This window comes from Methylobacterium aquaticum (assembly GCF_016804325.1).
In the GTDB taxonomy this organism is placed as follows: Bacteria; Pseudomonadota; Alphaproteobacteria; order Rhizobiales; family Beijerinckiaceae; genus Methylobacterium; species Methylobacterium aquaticum_C.
In genome coordinates this window covers 3,629,769-3,645,624 of the sequence record NZ_CP043627.1, presented here as the reverse complement: position 1 = coordinate 3,645,624, position 15,856 = coordinate 3,629,769, and the positions used below count along the sequence as shown (strand labels likewise).

Annotated in this window: 14 protein-coding genes; 3 read left to right on the top strand and 11 right to left on the bottom strand. The window is 69.5% G+C overall.

Annotated elements, in window-relative coordinates; translation table 11 throughout:
* Window positions 1-6 precede the first annotated feature (6 nt).
* The 8 genes from F1D61_RS16505 to F1D61_RS16470 form a co-directional block, all read right to left on the bottom strand.
* Window positions 7-708 (bottom strand): TerC family protein, encoded by a 702-nt coding sequence (locus F1D61_RS16505; RefSeq protein WP_203152792.1) that lies wholly within the window; start codon window positions 706-708, stop codon window positions 7-9.
* Between the two features lie 139 nt (window positions 709-847).
* A complete protein-coding gene (locus F1D61_RS16500) occupies window positions 848-1,753 on the bottom strand; it encodes an amidohydrolase family protein (RefSeq protein WP_203152791.1) in 906 nt (301 codons plus the stop codon).
* 63 nt (window positions 1,754-1,816) lie between these two features.
* Window positions 1,817-2,488, bottom strand: coding sequence for a cyclase family protein (locus tag F1D61_RS16495; protein WP_203152790.1), 672 nt, complete (start codon window positions 2,486-2,488; stop codon window positions 1,817-1,819).
* Window positions 2,488-3,483: a DctP family TRAP transporter solute-binding subunit gene (locus tag F1D61_RS16490; protein WP_203152789.1), complete on the bottom strand. Its 996-nt coding sequence runs from the start codon at window positions 3,481-3,483 to the stop codon at window positions 2,488-2,490. The genes F1D61_RS16495 and F1D61_RS16490 overlap by 1 nt, the downstream gene beginning before the upstream one ends.
* Window positions 3,484-3,527: 44 nt before the next feature.
* Window positions 3,528-4,811 (bottom strand): TRAP transporter large permease subunit, encoded by a 1,284-nt coding sequence (locus F1D61_RS16485; RefSeq protein ID WP_203152788.1) that lies wholly within the window; start codon window positions 4,809-4,811, stop codon window positions 3,528-3,530.
* Window positions 4,808-5,350: a TRAP transporter small permease gene (locus tag F1D61_RS16480; RefSeq protein WP_203152787.1), complete on the bottom strand. Its 543-nt coding sequence runs from the start codon at window positions 5,348-5,350 to the stop codon at window positions 4,808-4,810. The genes F1D61_RS16485 and F1D61_RS16480 overlap by 4 nt, the downstream gene beginning before the upstream one ends.
* 43 nt (window positions 5,351-5,393) lie before the next feature.
* A complete protein-coding gene (locus F1D61_RS16475) occupies window positions 5,394-6,404 on the bottom strand; it encodes a TRAP transporter substrate-binding protein (protein ID WP_203152786.1) in 1,011 nt (336 codons plus the stop codon).
* A gap of 149 nt (window positions 6,405-6,553) precedes the next feature.
* Complete coding sequence (locus F1D61_RS16470; protein WP_203152785.1) at window positions 6,554-7,291, bottom strand: GntR family transcriptional regulator; 738 nt, start codon at window positions 7,289-7,291, stop codon at window positions 6,554-6,556.
* A 157-nt stretch (window positions 7,292-7,448) separates the two neighbouring features.
* Here F1D61_RS16470 and F1D61_RS16465 point away from each other — a divergent pair, with 157 nt between their 5' ends.
* Both F1D61_RS16465 and F1D61_RS16460 read left to right on the top strand, forming a co-directional pair.
* Window positions 7,449-8,438 carry a Bug family tripartite tricarboxylate transporter substrate binding protein gene (locus F1D61_RS16465; protein ID WP_246775374.1) on the top strand — a complete coding sequence of 330 codons (990 nt, stop codon included), beginning with the start codon at window positions 7,449-7,451 and terminating at the stop codon, window positions 8,436-8,438.
* 47 nt (window positions 8,439-8,485) lie between these two features.
* A complete protein-coding gene (locus tag F1D61_RS16460) occupies window positions 8,486-9,865 on the top strand; it encodes a flagellar biosynthesis protein FlgA (RefSeq protein ID WP_203152784.1) in 1,380 nt (459 codons plus the stop codon).
* Between the two features lie 858 nt (window positions 9,866-10,723).
* On the opposite strand, the gene F1D61_RS16455 is transcribed toward F1D61_RS16460, so the two are convergent.
* On the bottom strand, window positions 10,724-12,028 hold the full coding sequence (locus tag F1D61_RS16455; RefSeq protein ID WP_203152783.1) for a PQQ-dependent sugar dehydrogenase: 1,305 nt from the start codon (window positions 12,026-12,028) through the stop codon (window positions 10,724-10,726).
* A 1,253-nt stretch (window positions 12,029-13,281) separates the two neighbouring features.
* Between F1D61_RS16455 and F1D61_RS16450 the strand changes: the two genes are divergently transcribed.
* A complete protein-coding gene (locus F1D61_RS16450) occupies window positions 13,282-14,505 on the top strand; it encodes an FAD binding domain-containing protein (RefSeq protein WP_203152782.1) in 1,224 nt (407 codons plus the stop codon).
* Between the two features lie 62 nt (window positions 14,506-14,567).
* Here F1D61_RS16450 and F1D61_RS16445 read toward each other — a convergent pair whose 3' ends face one another.
* Both F1D61_RS16445 and F1D61_RS16440 read right to left on the bottom strand, forming a co-directional pair.
* Entirely contained in the window at window positions 14,568-15,002 is a 435-nt protein-coding gene (locus F1D61_RS16445) for a hypothetical protein (protein ID WP_203152781.1), read from the bottom strand.
* 147 nt (window positions 15,003-15,149) lie between these two features.
* On the bottom strand, window positions 15,150-15,809 hold the full coding sequence (locus tag F1D61_RS16440) for a TetR/AcrR family transcriptional regulator (RefSeq protein ID WP_246775373.1): 660 nt from the start codon (window positions 15,807-15,809) through the stop codon (window positions 15,150-15,152).
* Between the last annotated feature and the right edge of the window lie 47 nt (window positions 15,810-15,856).

The window sequence follows — 15,856 nt, the reverse complement described above, 5'->3', positions numbered from 1 at the left end:
CTGTCCTCAGCCTGCCGTTCCCGCCGCCGCCGCGCCGTGCGTCCGCCGGCGGGCCAGCACGGTGCCGAGCAGCACGACCAGGATCGCCCCGGCCGCCGCGGCGCCGTAATGGGCAAGCGTCGGGAAGGCCGCGACCCGGCTCGCGATCAGAGGATCGGTGACGATCATCTCCCCGGCGATCCAGCCGAGCAGGCCGGCACCGGCCCAGATCACCGCCGGGAATCGCTGGATCAGCGCCGTGATCAGCGAGGCCCCCGTCACGATGAGCGGGATCGACAGCAGCAGGCCGATCACGAACAGCTCGGGGTGGCCCTTCGACGCCGCCGCGATCGCCACCACGTTGTCGAGGCTCATCACCGCATCGGCGATGGCGATCGTCCTCACGGCCCGCCAGAGCGTCTGGCTCGGGTCGAGATCGTGGGCTTCCTCATCCTCGCCCGTCACCAGCTTGACGGCGATCCACAGCAGCAGGACCCCGCCGAGAATCCGCAGGAACGGCACCCCGAGCAGGGTCGACACGACGAGGGCGAACGCGATGCGCAGAACGACGGCCGTCCCGGCGCCGAGCAGGATGCCGATGCGCCGCTGGCGCTCGGGCAAGGAACGGCAGGCCATCGCGATCACGACGGCGTTGTCGCCCGAGAGCAGGATGTCGATCCAGACGATCTGCAGGACCGCTATCCAGAAGGGAGCGCTCGCGTAATCCATATCAGGCCTGTCGTGAGTGGTGGGGGAGAAAGGGAATGAGCCTCATCGGCGGCGCGGCTCGCACCACCGGGCACTGCCATTCCGTCATGCCACCGACACTATCTGCATGCAATCATCCTGCATACAGGAATGACGACGATCACTCCGACAAGGCGTAGACCCGTCGCGCCGTGCCGCAGAAGAACGCGTGCTGCTCCTCGGCAGCGAGGGGCGCCACGATGGCCCTGAACCCGGCGATGATGTCGGGGAGCGTTCCGCACAAACTGTCGACCGGGAAGTTCGATCCGAACATCGTCCGCTCGGCTCCGAACAGGTCGATGAGCGCCCGCACCACCGGACCGTTGGCCGCGGCAGTCCAGGCGTGGCCGGGCCGCCCGAGTCCGGATGCCTTGACGGCGACGTTCGGGCAGGCGGCGAACCGGGCCATGGCGGCCCGCCAGGCATCCAGGCTGTCCGGGTCGCGCTCCGCCGGGAGGCCGGCATGGTTGAGGATCAGCGTCGTGCCGGGATGGTCGCGGGCCAGATCCACCGCCTCGTCGAGGTTCCACCACGGGGTCTGGAGGTCGAAATGCAGCCCGTGCCCGGCCAGGAGTGCGAAGCCCGCGCGCCACGCCGGATCGGACATCAGCGTATGGCCGGCTTCGCCCGGACGCGCTGGACCGCCCGGCTTGTGCCGCACGCTGCGGACCAGCGGCTCCGCCGCCTGGCGGGCGATCACCGCGGCGGCGTCCTCCCGGTCGAGCCAGGCCTGGGCCACGATCGCGTTCGGCAGGCCCCAGCGCCGGGCGAGGCCGGAGGCGTAGACCGTCTCGCCGATCGGATCGGCGGGGTCCCATTCGGTCTCGACGTAGACGCTGGCGGCGATGCGGTGGGGCCCGGCGTCGCGCCGGTAACCGTCCGGCAGGTAGCGCCGCTTGATCGCCTCGTAGTCGCCGTACCGGAACGGGATCCGGACGCCCGGCCGCAGCCAGGGGTGCGGGTTGCGGTCGGGTTCCCAGAAATGCTGATGGGCGTCGACGATGGGACCGTCATAGGTCGTCGGCATGGAACCTCACGGTCAATCGAGGATCCGCGATCGGACGCGGCGGGGCCCCGGGCCGGACGGCCCTCACACGCCCAGTCCCTCGATCGCGTAGATCCGCGCCGGCGCGCCGTCGGCGCCAGGAACGAGGAGCGGCGCGGCCGAGAGCAGCACCCGCCGCTCGGTAAGCGACGCGGTGTTCACCATGTACTCGATCAAGGTGATCCCGACCCGCAGGCAGATATCGTGGGTGACGTGCTCGGAGAACGGCACCGCGATACCGTCGAGGAGCAGGCGGATCGGGAAATCCTGCGGGAAGTCGAAGGCAAGTGCCGTCGGCCGGCGCTCGGCGAGCCACTCGGCGGCGTCGCGGGTGAGGAAGGGTGCATCGGTCCAGAACTCCCGGGTGCCGGGGTCGCGGTGGCGATCCCAGGCGGTGGCGAGGAGCAGGATCTCGCCCTCGACTCCGCCGGGATCGGCAGCGGCGAGGCGCGCGGCGTCGAGGGGCTCCGCGGGCCTTGCGTCGCGCAGGTCGAGAACGCGACAGGGGCCGACGACGCGATCGAGCGGCGTCGCCTCGATGGTGGGCGCGTGGGCGATGACGTGCGCCTGGGCGTCGACGTGGCTGAAGCTGTGGCAGGAGGTGACGAGCCGGCTGACGCGGAACTGGTCGCCCGCCGCGATGTCGCCCCGCACCGTGAGCTCGACCGGCCAGCGGAAATGCGGCGCCACCGGCATCGAGAGGTCGACGATCCGCATCAGGCCGCGGCCTTCCGGATCGCGTCCAGGGTCTCGGTCCCGTACTTGGCGACGAATTCCTTCTCGACCTCGGCAGCGCAGGCGCGCGAGAACGAGTCTCGATCGGGCGCCTCGACGACCTGCATCCCGCTCTTGCGCAAGGCCTCGAGGCTCGAGGTCTCGGTGTCCTCGTTCATCCGCCGCTGCGCGCGGGCGGTCTCGCGCGCCGCCGCCTCCAGCACCCCGCGCAGGTCGGCCGGCATCGCCTCGAACTTCGCCTTGTTCATCGCCAGGGGGGCGCTGGTGAAGGCGTGGCGGGTCAGCGAGATGTGCTTTTGCACCTCGTTGAACTTGGCGTTCAGGATCAGCGTCACCGGATTCTCCTGGCCGTCGACGGTGCCGGTCTCGAGGGCGGTGAACAACTCGGTGAAGGCCAGCGGCGTCGGTACTGCGCCCATCAGCTGGAATGCGCGGATATGGGCCGGGTTCGGCGTGGTGCGAATCTTGAGGCCGCGCAGGTCGGTCAGGGTCGCGACGGGGCGGCGGTTGTTGGTGAGGTTGCGCCAGCCGACCTCCCAGGTCGCGAGCGCCTTGATGTTGGCCCCCTCCAGCTCGCGCCGCAGCCCGTCCCCGATCGGGCCGTCGAGGACCGCCGCGGCGTGGGCGCGGTTGGCGAACAGGAACGGCAGGTCGAGGACGTTGAGCCGCGGCGCCAGCCCGGTGAAGAACGGGTTGCCGGTGAGGCAGAGTTCGAGGGAGCCGCCGCGCACCAGGCCGATCGTCTGGGCGTCCGAGCCGAGCGCCCCGTTGGCGTAGATCTGCACGGTCAGCCGCCCGCCGCTTCCCTCCTTGACCCGCTCGGCGAACAGGAGCGCGGCCTTGTGCCAGCTGTCGGCTTCCGGGTGCGGGTGGGCGAGGCGCAGGCGGGTGGCCTGGGCCGAGGCCGGTCGGCCGATGGCGAACAGGGCGAGCCCGGATGCCGCGCCGGTAACGAGGGTCCTGCGTGTCGTGCCCATGGGGGTTCCTCCAGGAGTCTTTCTCGGCTTCTCGTCGGTGCGGGTCAGCGTCCGTAGAGGAACTTCGCCGGCACCGTGACGAGTTCGGGCACCAGGATCAGCAGGATCAGGACGAAGATCTGGGAGATCAGGAACGGCGTGACGCCGCGCATCACCCGATCCATCGAGAGGTTGCCGACCGCGCAGACCACGTTCAGCACGACGCCGACCGGCGGCGTCAGCAGCCCGATGGCGTTGTTGATGATGAACATCACCCCGAAATACACCGGATCGATGCCGGCCTGCTTGACCACCGGCATCAGTACCGGAGTGAGGATCAGCACCGTTGGGATGAAGTCGAGGGCGGTACCGACCACGACGACGAGCGCCATCATGGCGATCATCAGCATCAGCTTGTTGCCGGCGAGCGGCTCCAGCATGGCGGCGACCTGGGCCGGGATGTCGGCAATGGTCACGAGCCAGGCCGAGACCATCGCGGCCGCGACCAGGAACATCACCGCCGAGGAGGTCTTGAGCGCCCCGAGCAGCGCCGGGCGGATGTCGCCCGGTGCCAGCTCGCGGTAGACGAAGGCGCCGATCGCGAAGGCATAGACCGCCGCGACGACGCCGGCCTCTGTCGGCGTGAAGGCGCCGACCTTCATGCCGCCGATGATGACCACCGGCAGGCCGAGCGCCCAGGCACCCTCGCGCAGGGTGCGGCCGATCTCGGGCAGGCTTGCCCTGGTCTCGCGGGCCGACGGCTCGTCGCGGGCGACCAGCCACCAGGTGATCACGAGGGCGAGGCCCATGATGAGGCCCGGCACGATGCCGGCGAGGAAGAGCTTGGTGATCGAGACCCCGGCGGCGACGCCGAAGACCACGAAGCCGATCGAAGGCGGGATCACCGGGCCGATGATGCCGCCCGCGGCGATCAGCCCGGCGCTGCGATCCATCCGGTAGCCAGCCTGGCGCATCATCGGCAGCAGGATCGCGGCGAGCGCCGCGGTATCGGCGACGGCCGAGCCCGAGATGCTCGACAGGATCACCGCGGCGATGACGGCGACGTAGCCGAGGCCGCCGCGGCGATGCCCGATCAGCGCGAGCGCCAGCGCGATGATCCGGCGCGACAGGCCGCCGGCATTCATCAGCTCGCCGGCGAGCATGAAGAAAGGCACCGCCATCAACGGGAAGCTGTCGGCGCCGTTGACGACGTTCTGCGCCAGGATCTGGGCGTCGAACGTGCCGAGATGCAGCATCAGGGCGACGCCGCAGGCAAGCAGCGCCGCGGCGATCGGCATGCCGAGCCCCATCGCCCCGAGGAGCGAACCGAGGAAGATCGCGACGGTCACCGGTTCGCTCCCGCCTTGGCGGCCTCGTAGGCCAGTACGTCCTCGGACTCGACCCCGACCACGAGGGCGTCGTCGGGCACCCGGCCGGCGAGGAGGCGCACCAGGGTGATCGCGTTGATGGCGCCGATCCCGAGCCCGCAGGCGAGGCCCGCGGCGTAGTTGATCGCCAGCGGCACGCCGGTGACCGGGGCGAGATTGTCGAGATTGAGCACGGCCTGCTGCCAGCAGCCGACCGCCATCAGCGCCATGCAGAGGAGCGACAGCCCCTCGGCCGCGACGCGGCAGGCCAGCCGGCCGCGGCGGCCGAGCCGGCTCACCAGGCTCGTGACGCCGAGATGGCCGCCCTCGCGGGCGACCAGGAAGGCGCCGCCGAAGGTCAGCCACACGAAGATCATTCGCGAGGCCTCCTCCGACACCGTGATGCCGGAGTTGAAGGCGTAGCGGAGCACGACGTTGCCGAACACCATCGCGATCATGACCACGAAGGCCCCGATCAGGAGGTTCTCGACGAGCCGCACGAGAATGCGCTGCAGGTCCATGGGGGGCGTCCGAGGAGTGGTGGTCGACGTGGCGGGGAGGGGGTCAGGGAGCCGCGGCCGCGAGGGCGGCGTCGAAGCCCGCCACCAGCTCGGGGCCGAACTGCGCGGCGTATTTCTCCCGCACCGGCTGGAGCGCCCGGCGCATCCGCTCGCGCTCGGGGGCCGACACGTCGTTGATCCGCATGCCCTCGCGCGCCAGGGTCTCGCGCAGCTCGCCGTTCAGGCGCCGGCTGGTCTCGCGCTGGAACAGCGTCGCTTCCCGGGCCGCAGCCGTGATCGTCGCGCGGTCCGCCTCGGCGAGCCGGTTCCAGAACGGCTGCCCGGCAAGCAGCACCTGGGCGTCGTAGGCGTGGCCGGTGGTCGAGAGATACTTCTGGACGTCGTAGAACTTCTGCGCGTGGACGACCGTGTAGGGATTCTCCTGCGCATCCACGGCCTTCGTCTCGAGCGCGGTGAACAGCTCGTTGACCGCCATCGGCACGGCGTTGGAGCCGAGCCCGTTGAACATGTCGATGTAGAGGTTGTTCTGCATCGTGCGGATCTTCAATCCGCGAAAATCCGCTACAGTCTCGATCGGCCGGCGCGAATTGGTGACGTTGCGAAACCCGTTCTCCCAGAAGCCGAGGCCGACGAGCTTGCGCTCGGGCAGACGCGCCAGGAGCGACTGCCCGAACGGCCCGTCGAGCACTGCGTCGGCCTGGCGTTCGCTGGCGAACGAGAACGGCAGCCCGACGACGCCGAACGCCTTGATCTGGTTGGCGAGCGTCGCGGTCGACGGCGCCGTGAAATCGAGGGTGCCGCCCTGGAGGGCCGAGGTCATCTGTACGTCGGAGCCGAGGGCGGCGTTCGCGTAGACCGCGACGGTGATGCGTCCGTTGGTGCGGGCGGCGACCAGTTCGGCGAAACGCCGCGCGCCGATCGTCTGCGGGTGGGCGTCGGGCAGGCTGGTGCCGAGACGGGCCCGGATCGACGGCTCGGACGCTGCCGGCAGGCAGGCTGCCAGCAGTCCGGCGCCGCCGAGCGCACAGGCCAGCATTCGCCGCGTGAACGTCATCGCGTCCTCCCTGGTCGTTCGAGGGGTGCCGGATGGCGTCCGGCTGCCGCATCGGGTGACGCCGTGCCCAGTCAGCACTCGACGTCATTCTTTATTCCTGCATACAGGAACATAGTTGGCGCTGTGCGTAAAGTGGGCGTACGGGAGTTTCAGGGAGCTGGAGTTCCGCGGCGGCGACGCGGCGGCGGGGAGGGGGCTTCGGCCAGTTCGCGCTGGAGAACCGCTCTGGCGACCCTCCAGCCGTTGCCCAGATGGGCGCGCAGGATCTCGCGCAGGAGCGGACCGTTGCGCGCCGTCAGCGCCCGCAAGGCGTCCTCGTGCTCGCGCACGGCCTCGGCCCACCGGACCGGATTGAGGTTGCCGGCGAAGCGGTAGCGGTGGATGCGCCGGCTCTCGGTGGCGTAGAGGCGCGACAGCACCGGGTTGCCGGCGCCGTCGACGATCGCCTGGTGAAGGCGTTGGTTGACCGCGAAGTACGGCATCAGCGCCCCGGCGGCGTGATGGGCGGCGAGTTCCTCGTGCAGGGCCGTGATGGCCGTTAGATCGGCCGCGTCGATGCGGGCGCAGCACGGCTCGGCCGCCATTGCCTCGAGCCCGCCGAGGACGGACAGCGTCGCCTCGATCTCGGCCACCGAGAGAGCCGCCACGACGGCGCCGCGGTTAGGCTCAAGCCGCACCAGCCCCTCGGCGGCCAGCACCTTCAGCGCCTCGCGCAAGGGGGTGCGGGTCAGGCCGGTCCGCTCGGTGATGAGCCGCTCCGGGATGCGCCGCCCGGCCTCCAGCGTACCGCCGACGATGAGGCTCCGGAGCTGCTCGATCGCCCCCTCGGTGGTGCGCCCATGCGCTCGCTCCTCCGTCGTTTCATCGACGATCCCATGCAATTTCATCGATGCAACCGCCATAGTCCCCACGATACACCTATGATGGCGTAAATTACATGCAATCCGTCGAGAAGACAATTGACACGTCCGCCCGGTGCCGCGATCCTCGCGGCCCATGCCAGGCACGGGTCCATCAGAGATCCGGCTCTCGGGAGGACCATCCATGTTCAGACGGATCGCGGCCGCGGCGGCCATGCTCGCCGCCTCCTGCGGGTTGGCTGCCGCATCGTGGAAGCCGGCGAAGACGGTCGAGTTCGTCGCCGTTTCGGGACCGGGCGGCGGCACCGACCAGTTCGCCCGCACCGTGCAGTCGATCATCGCCAAGCACCGGCTGATGGAGGTCTCGACGGTGGTCGTCACCAAGGGCGGCGGCTCGGGCGCCGAGGGCCTCGTCTATGGCGGGACATCGGCGGGCGATCCGCACAAGCTCGTCTTCGCCACCAACAATGCCTGGCTCCTGCCCCTCGTCGCCAAGCTCGCCTTCAAGCCGAGTGATCTGACCCCGGTGGCGGCGCTCGCCGTCGACGAGTTCCTGATCTGGGTTCATGCCGGCTCGCCCCACCGGAGCATCGCCGAGTTCGTGGCAGCGGCGCGGTCCGCGCCCTTCGCGGTCAAGTTCGCCGGGAGCCAGGCCAAGGATACCGACCAAATCCTGGTCAAGCAGATCGAGGCCGCCGCCGGTGCGCAAGTGACCTACCTGCCGTTCAAGGGCGGCGGCGAGGCCGGAATCCAGCTCGCGGGCGGCCATGTCGACGCCAACGTCAACAACCCCAACGAGAATATCGGTCACTGGAAGGGCGGTCTGGTGCGGCCGCTCTGCGTGTTCTCGCCCACCCGCCTCACCGATTCCGCCAAGGTGACGGGGACGGCCGGCTGGGCCGACATCCCGACCTGCCGCGAGGCCGGGCTCACCATCGACCAGTACCAGATGCCCCGCACGGTGTTCCTGCCCGGCAAGGTCCCGTCCGAGGCGGTCGCCTACTATGCCGATGTGCTGCGGCGGGTGCACGAGACGCCCGAGTGGCGCGACTACATCCAGCGCACGGTACAGACCAGCCGATTTCTCGCCGGCGCCGAGTTCGCGGCCTTCATCCGGGCTGACGAGCAGCGGGGCCGCGACACCATCACCCGCGCCGGATGGCTGGTCCAGTGACCGGGGCGGATGCGCCGCGACGACGCGAGACGATGGGGAGCAGCGCGATGAACCGACCGCAGACCTTCGCCGCCGGGCCCGCTCGCGCGGGGTACAGGGTCGCACTCGTCGGGGCGGGCGAGTTCGGCGCCACCTTCGCCGCGCAGGTGAGGCGCATCTCGGCGCTGACGCTGAGCGTGGTTTGCGACCGCGACCTCGCACGGGCGCAGCGCGCCCTCGCGCAGGCGGGCTATGCCCGCGACGAGGTCACGGCCTGCGGCAGCCGGAGCGAGATCCTGGCGGCGGTCGAGGGCGGGCGGGTCGCGGTCTGCGAGGATTTCCACCTGCTGCGCGACCTGCCCCTCGACATCGTCGTCGAGGCGACCGGGCTGCCGGAGGCGGCGGCGGCCATCGCCGAGGCGGCGACCGCATCGGGTTACGCCACCGCCCTCGTCACCAAGGAGGCGGAGATCGTCGTCGGGCCGCTGCTCGCCGCGCGGGCGCGGGAGGCCGGCCTCGTCCACACTCCGGTCGACGGCGACCAGCCGAGCCTCGTCATGGGGCTGATCGCCCGGGCCGCCGCCCTCGGCCTGCCGGTCGTGGCGGCGGGCAAGTCGACCGAATCCGACTACGTCTTCGATCCGGCCGCCGGCACGGTCGAGGCCTGGGGCCGGCGCGTGCCGGTCGCGGGCTACGCGCCGCTCTTCGAGGGCGCCGACCTCCTCGCCTGTCTGCCCAGTCGGGTCGTGCCGGGACTCGCGGTCGGCACGGTGCCGGATCTGTGCGAGATGGGCATTGTCGCCAACCATTGCGGCCTCGGAGTCGACCGGCCGGGCCTGCACGCGCCGGTAGCGCGCACCATCGAGCTGCCGCGCCTGTTCCGGCCGCGGGACGAGGGTGGCCTGCTTACCCGGACCGGCGTGGTGGAGATCTTCGCCTGCTTGCGCCGGCCCGACGAGATCAGCTTCGCGGGCGGCACCTTCGTCGTCGTCGAGGCGCCCGACCGTGCCACCGGGCGGTTGCTCGCCCAGAAGGGTATCCCGGGCTGCGGCGAGGGTCGCTACCTGCTACTGCACAATCCCGTCCATCTGCTCGGCGTCGAGGCGCCGATCTCGGTCCTCTCGGCCCTGCGCGACGGGCGCTCGACCGGGGGTGCCGACGTGCGCCAGCGCCTCGACCTCGTGGCCCGGACCGAGCGGGCCTTCGCGGCGGGCGAGATCTTCGCGCTGGCCGAGCGGCACGCCCTCCCGGGCATCGCGCCGGAGCTTCGCCCGGCCCGAACGCTCGCCCCGGATGCTGCGCTGCCCTACTACCTCCTGCCGGGCTGCCGCCTCGCTCAGCCGCTCGCCGCCGGCGCCCTGGTCACCGTGTCGGACATTATCCCGCCCGAGGACAGCGTGCTTTGGCGTTTACGGCGTGCGCAGGACACCCGACCGGATCTCCAATGATGGCGGCAGGCGTCCTGGAGCATTTTCCGACGAAGTGGATACCGGTTCGTCGCAGAAAATGCGGCACAATCAAGGACCTAGAGAGCTTCGCGATTGCAACGCGATCGTGAAGTGCTCTAGGTGAACGAATTCCGGGACCCGACCCCGCTTCGTTCTCCAAGGCGAGGCGCCGTCCGCCTTGCCACTGCCTCCAGCCCAGTCATCGCCCAAGAAGATTGAGATGCTGAACCCCGCGCAATGCTGCATAGCGAGATGAAAGCGAAGGGGACGTTCCGTCTTCCTGAATCATCGCAGCAGTACGTGTCTATCCTTCGTTGGGACCGAAGGCACCAGTCGACGAGGTCGTAACTCCTCGATACGTGTGCTTCCGCCATCGCCGGCCTTGGCCTGGGCGGGATCGCGTCGCTCCTGCCCTTAAAATCTTGTAACCTCCTGGCTCGACCACTCCGTGCAGAGACCGCTTGCGAGCAAAGAGCAGGCATTCCAGGATTTATGGCAGAAGGTCCGAAAGTGGCGCATAGTTCGCGCGAGGAGAACAAAGGGTAGTTGCATCCTATCCGTCGTCCACCCCCGGCGCTTCCGTTTAACGGAAGCCGTCAGGCGCGGGCGCGCTGGTCCAGCTGGTCGGTAGCCGGCGGTGATCTCGGAGCCCCAGAGAGCGATCTAGCACGCTCCGAGCGCAGCTGGAAAAAAGGTCTTTCGCACCAGCAGGGCAGGGCGCTTTCAGCTCAGATCCGGGTCGATGAGGGAGGCTGCCCTGTCGAGGCCGCCCCCGCCGATCTCCTCGTGCTGGACCTCGCTAGGCCCATCAGAAATGAGACGGAGCAGGGGCACCGCCTTGCAGCCTCGAGGCCGAAGTCAGGCCCCGGTCACACGCCAGACCACGTTGCCGACGTCGTCGGCCATCAGCAGCGACTTATCGGGACCGAGCGTGACGCCAACCGGCCTGCCATACGAGACACTCTCGTCCGGCGCCAGGAACCCCGACAGGATGTCGCGAGCCGGGCCGGACGGGTGCCCGTTCTCGAACGGCACGAAGACAAGCTTGTAGCCGCTCAACGTGCTGCGGTTCCAGGAGCCGTGCTGCCCGATCGCCATGCCATCCGGGAAGCCTGGCAGCGTTCCTGCCGGCATCCAGCAAAGACCCAGCGATGCGGTATGGCCGCCCAGCGCATAGTCCGGTGTGATCGCGCGGGCGACGGCGGCGGCGTCCTGCGGCACGCGGTCGTCTACTGTCTGCCCCCAATACGAGTACGGCCAGCCATAGAACCCACCATCCTGCACGGACGTGAGATAGTCCGGCGGCGTCTCGTCGCCCAACCCGTCGCGCTCGTTGACCACCGTCCACAGCACGTTCGTGCTTGGTTCCCATGCGAGGCCGACAGGATTGCGCAGTCCCGAGGCGAAGATGCGGCTCCTGCCGCTGGCGAGGTCGAGTTCGTAGACGGCCGCGCGGCCCTCTTCGACCGCCATGCCGTCGTCGCCGATGTTGCTCAGAGAGCCGACGCCGGCATACAGCTTCCTCCCGTCCGCGCTGACCAGCAAGCTGCGTGTCCAATGGCCGCCCGGCTTGAAGTCGACCAGCTTGCGGCCCGGCCCGGCGATCCTGGTGGTGCCCTCGGCGTAGGGAAATACGAAGATGCCGTCGGTGTTGCCGACGTAGAACTTGTCCTCCACGAGGGCCATGCCGAACGGCTGGCTGAGGCCCGTGAGGAACGGCTCGCACGTCTCCGCCACACCGTCACCATCCGTGTCGCGCAGCAGCGTGATGCGGTTTGCACTCACCCCCGCGGCGCGGGCGCGCTTCATCGTTGCGGTCATGGCGTGGTCGAACAGGTGCCGCATGACCTTGCGCGGCTCGCCGGATGATTCGGCGACCAGTACATCCCCGTTCGGGAGCACATGAAGCCAGCGGGGGTGGTCCAGCCCGGTGGCGAAGGCATTGACCTTCAGGCCGGGAGCAGCGACCGGAAGCTGCCCCGGTGACCACCCGCGTGCCGAGGGCATCTTCAGCGTCATGAGCCGGCCCTGCGGCTTCGCGGTCGGAATGGTGGGCGCACTGCCCCAGGCAGGTTCGTAGCTGCCATCGCGAAATCGCCGCAGCCTGGACGCGGCTCCACCGATCAACGAAACGCCTTGTGCAAATGCATTCGACAAGCTCAACGACTCTCTCCCAAAGATTGTTACCTGATCGGCTGGAGGCACCTGGGCTGGGTACCGCCGCCGAAAACCGGTGCTAGACGTGCGCCGCCGAGGAAGCGGAACTACGCCATTGGCACGACCGTGGTTCCAGGGTCATGGTCTGCATCGCCATTGCAAGGGCCTGATCGATACCGCGCATGTTCGAGCCGACCACGGGCAGACGAACGCGGCAGGGTTGACGGCGCACGCATGACAGGAAGCGCCGTCACCCCGCGTGGGGGAGGGCACCCAGTGCTGACGTGCCAGGTGCGTCATACAGCGCGTTCGAGGGGCGTCCTGCTGCCTCGGATGCCCCTGCGCTGCCCCATTGGTCCTGGGGCATCCTGAGCCCAGCACGACAGCTTCGCCTCTGTGGGGCAGCCCTGCCAGGAGGTTGTCTCATAAGGCAGCCGGATATGGCGCGAAGCCGAAAGAGTTGGAGCCAAGTCGCCTTCTGCGTGATGAGCGATGGCCGTACTTGGCCCTTGGATGCCTCGATGGGATCAGCCCCGGGCGTACGGTACGGAAGCGATCGGCAACGCGGAAAAGCCGCGCTTGCGGATGGCGGGCAACGCCTCATCCGAGTCTTCTCCCGGGAGCCCGCGATCAACGCCACCAGGCCGGCATCGCCTTGGCGATCGGCTTTCGCCCTCGCCATGCGTGAGGGCGTCCACCGGGCCTCGCTGGCAACAGGTCTCGGCCCTACGGCGCTCTGCGTCTCGCGCGAGGAGCAGTCCCGCGCCGCTCGCGACGGGGCTCGCGAGAGCCGAGGCGTCGAGGGCCATGGCAGTCACGAGGCGACTGGGCGGTGCTTTCGTCGGAGCGGGATCTCCGGCGCCGTGATCGCGCCCGACAAGCCCGTGGTCGAGAGCGAGGTGGAGAAGGTGCAGCACCCGACCGGATTCGTCCCTCACGCATTGCTGAACAAGCGGCATGTGGGCTGATCACACCATCGGGATCTTGGTCGATGGCGGCCCACATGCCCGCTGGGATAGCCGCTGCAGACAGCATGTGAAGCGCTTCACGTCCGGTCAGTGAACTCTTGCAAGACAATGAGCCGCCGATCGGACTGAACCGATCGGCGGCGGCGTAGCTTCGCATGCTGCCTTCCCGTCCGCTGCACTCGCGAACGGACCTGGAGGACAGAGTGGGCTGATTCGCATGTGCCTTGGCCGTGAAGGGGGCTTGAGGCATGCTGATCGCGGTCCGGGCCGTTGTCCGGGTTCGAGGTGTGCATGAAGCCACTCAACATCGCCGTCATCGGCGGCTCGATCGCCGGACTCACCGCGGCGTGCCTGCTCGCGCGGAGCGGACATGGCGTCCGTGTGTTCGAGCGCTCGGCGGGCCCGCTCGCGGGCCGCGGCGCGGGGATCGTCACGCATCCGGGTCTCCGATCGGTGCTGACGCGCTGCGGCAGCCCGGCGGGCGCGGCGGATCTCGGCGTGACCGTCGAGGGCCGCAGAGTCCTCGACCGGGACGGGCAAGTGATCGCCGAGCGGAGCCTGCCGCAGATCCTCGCGGGCTGGGGGCGCCTCTACCGCCTGCTGCTCGATGCGCTACCGTCGGACAGCATCTCCTACGACACAGCGCTTTCGAGCGTCGCGCACCAGGGGGATCAGGTCGTCGCATGTCTCGCCAATGGCTGCCGCGTCCCGGCGGATCTCCTCGTCGGTGCCGACGGACAGTTCTCGATGGTGCGGAGCCAGTTCCTGCCGACCGTGGCGCCGGCCTATGCGGGCTACGTGGCGTGGCGCGCGGTCGTGGACGAAGCGGCACTCTCGCCGAAGACCCGCGAGGCGATCTGCGGCCATTTCGCGTTCTGTCTGCCTCCCGGCGAGCAGATTCTCGGTTATCCCGTCTCGGGGCGGGAGGAAGGGATCGAGGCCAAGCGCAGGTTCAACGCGGTCTGGTACAGGCCGACCCCGGAGACGGCGCTCAACGCGCTGCTGACCGATACCGGCGGGGTCCGCCACGCGCTCTCGATCCCGCCCGGCCGGATCAAGGCCGAGGTGCTGGCCGGCATGCGCGCCGACGCGGAGCGGATCCTCGCGCCGCCGTTCACCGAGGTCATGCTGCGGGCCGACAACCCGTTCCTCCAGGCCATCCTGGACATCGAGACCCCGACTATGGTTCCAGCCCGCGGCGTCGCACTGCTCGGCGATGCCGCCTTTGTCGCCCGTCCGCATGTTGGGATGGACGTGACCAAGGCGATGGAGGACGCGGCCGCCCTGGTGGACGCCCTCGACGCGGAGGCCGGCGACGTCGGGGCGGCGCTCGCGGCCTTCGATCGCCGCCGATGCGCCTACGGCGCGGCGATCGTGGCGCGGGGGCGGGATCTCGGCGCCTATCTCCAGGCGCAGCAGCACGGGGCGGCGGAGCGGCTGGCGGCGGAACGGTTCCGCAGTCTCGAGGAGGTCGTTGCCGGGACCGCGGTCCCACCGGACGTCGCCCTCGGGTGAGGCGATGCCGGCCGAAACGGGGACCGGACGGGCCCGCTGCACACGGTCTCAGGCCACCCTGCTCAGGCCGCCCGGCGGGTCGCCTCGGCGCGTGTCGCGGCCGGAAGATCGAGGGGCGGATTCGCGCTGTCGAGAAACTCGACGGTCGTAAAGATCAGCTCGGTGTTCCCGACATTGGCGAGGTCGTGGGTCATCGACTCGCCCGCGGCGAAGGACAAGTGCTGGATGTCGCCCGCCTCGTAATCGACCTCCGCGACCCGGCCGTCCCCGTAATGCGAGCGGGCCCGGCCTGCGGTCACGGCCGTCCAGAAATAGTCGAGGACATGGGTGTGGAAGCCGATACGGGCGCCGGGGGGCAGGACGATGGTCCAGACCCGGCAACGGGCATCCTCCGAGAGAAGCCTCGTGCCGACGCAGCCATTCGTGCGGGCCTCGATAAATTCCTGTGCGAGGTGCGGCGGCAGCGACGCCCCCGCCGGTGCGACTTCCTGAGCCATGGCGCGATCCTCCTGGCCTGAAGACTAGAGCAGCGCCCGATCGCGTTGCAATCGGGCGCTGCTCTAGGTCTTTGTTCTTGCCGCATTCTCTGTGGCGAGCCGGTATCCGCTTCGGCGAAAAATGCTCGGGCGCAGGGCGCCGGGAAGTCACCGCCGCTCCGTCCCGGAGGCGGCTGCCGCGACCACCCGGCGATGGGTGGCGAGCAGTCCCGGCAGGGCGGCGTCGAGCATCGCGGCACGCACGGCGTCCCGGTCGGCTATGCCGTCGATGCCGTAGACCCGCGAGCGCAGGCCGACATAGACGAGGGCGCCGTGGATTCCGAAGAGGAGCTCGAACTCGTCGGCCGAGAGCGGTTGCGCCTGGGGGCTCGGCAAGCCCGATTCGGCCCGCATCCCTTCAAGCAGCGGCGCGAAGATGCGCTCGCGGACGAGTCCCAGGTAGCGGCTCGGCAAGTCGAAACCCTTCAGCCCCGCCGAGACGAAGATCCGCAGCCACGAGTAATCGTCGATCCGGCGCTGGTAATCGATCTCGAACAGCCGGAAGCGTTCGAGGCAGGGGAGGGCGGTGTCGCGCACCGTTAACTCCCAGCCGGCATCCCAGCGGTTGAGATAGACCTCCTCGTAGATGCGTTCGATCAGCGCCGCCTTGGTTGGGAAGTAGCGGAACAGCAGTGGCTGCGTGATGCCGAGCCGGCGGGCCAGTTCGCGGGTGTGCCCGTCGAGGCCGACCTCGGCGAAATAGGCGACCGCCCCCTCGACGATCTGGCGCTCCCGCGCCTCCGGGCTGAGCCGCCGGCCGGTCGGCATGCCCTCGTCCCCACCCGCCGACCGCCTTGACGCCATCCCGTTTTCGC

Bases quoted from the DNA above. Each gene is read 5' to 3' on its own strand.
- F1D61_RS16460 (WP_203152784.1), top strand. From the start codon at position 8,486: ATGAACCGACCGCAGACCTTCGCCGCCGGGCCCGCTCGCGCGGGGTAC.
- F1D61_RS16465 (WP_246775374.1), top strand. From the start codon at position 7,449: ATGTTCAGACGGATCGCGGCCGCGGCGGCCATGCTCGCCGCCTCCTGC.
- F1D61_RS16440 (WP_246775373.1), bottom strand. From the start codon at position 15,809: ATGCCGACCGGCCGGCGGCTCAGCCCGGAGGCGCGGGAGCGCCAGATC.
- F1D61_RS16495 (WP_203152790.1), bottom strand. From the start codon at position 2,488: ATGCGGATCGTCGACCTCTCGATGCCGGTGGCGCCGCATTTCCGCTGG.
- F1D61_RS16500 (WP_203152791.1), bottom strand. From the start codon at position 1,753: ATGCCGACGACCTATGACGGTCCCATCGTCGACGCCCATCAGCATTTC.
- F1D61_RS16475 (WP_203152786.1), bottom strand. From the start codon at position 6,404: ATGACGTTCACGCGGCGAATGCTGGCCTGTGCGCTCGGCGGCGCCGGA.
- F1D61_RS16450 (WP_203152782.1), top strand. From the start codon at position 13,282: ATGAAGCCACTCAACATCGCCGTCATCGGCGGCTCGATCGCCGGACTC.
- F1D61_RS16480 (WP_203152787.1), bottom strand. From the start codon at position 5,350: ATGGACCTGCAGCGCATTCTCGTGCGGCTCGTCGAGAACCTCCTGATC.
- F1D61_RS16470 (WP_203152785.1), bottom strand. From the start codon at position 7,291: ATGAAATTGCATGGGATCGTCGATGAAACGACGGAGGAGCGAGCGCAT.
- F1D61_RS16505 (WP_203152792.1), bottom strand. From the start codon at position 708: ATGGATTACGCGAGCGCTCCCTTCTGGATAGCGGTCCTGCAGATCGTC.
- F1D61_RS16445 (WP_203152781.1), bottom strand. From the start codon at position 15,002: ATGGCTCAGGAAGTCGCACCGGCGGGGGCGTCGCTGCCGCCGCACCTC.
- F1D61_RS16490 (WP_203152789.1), bottom strand. From the start codon at position 3,483: ATGGGCACGACACGCAGGACCCTCGTTACCGGCGCGGCATCCGGGCTC.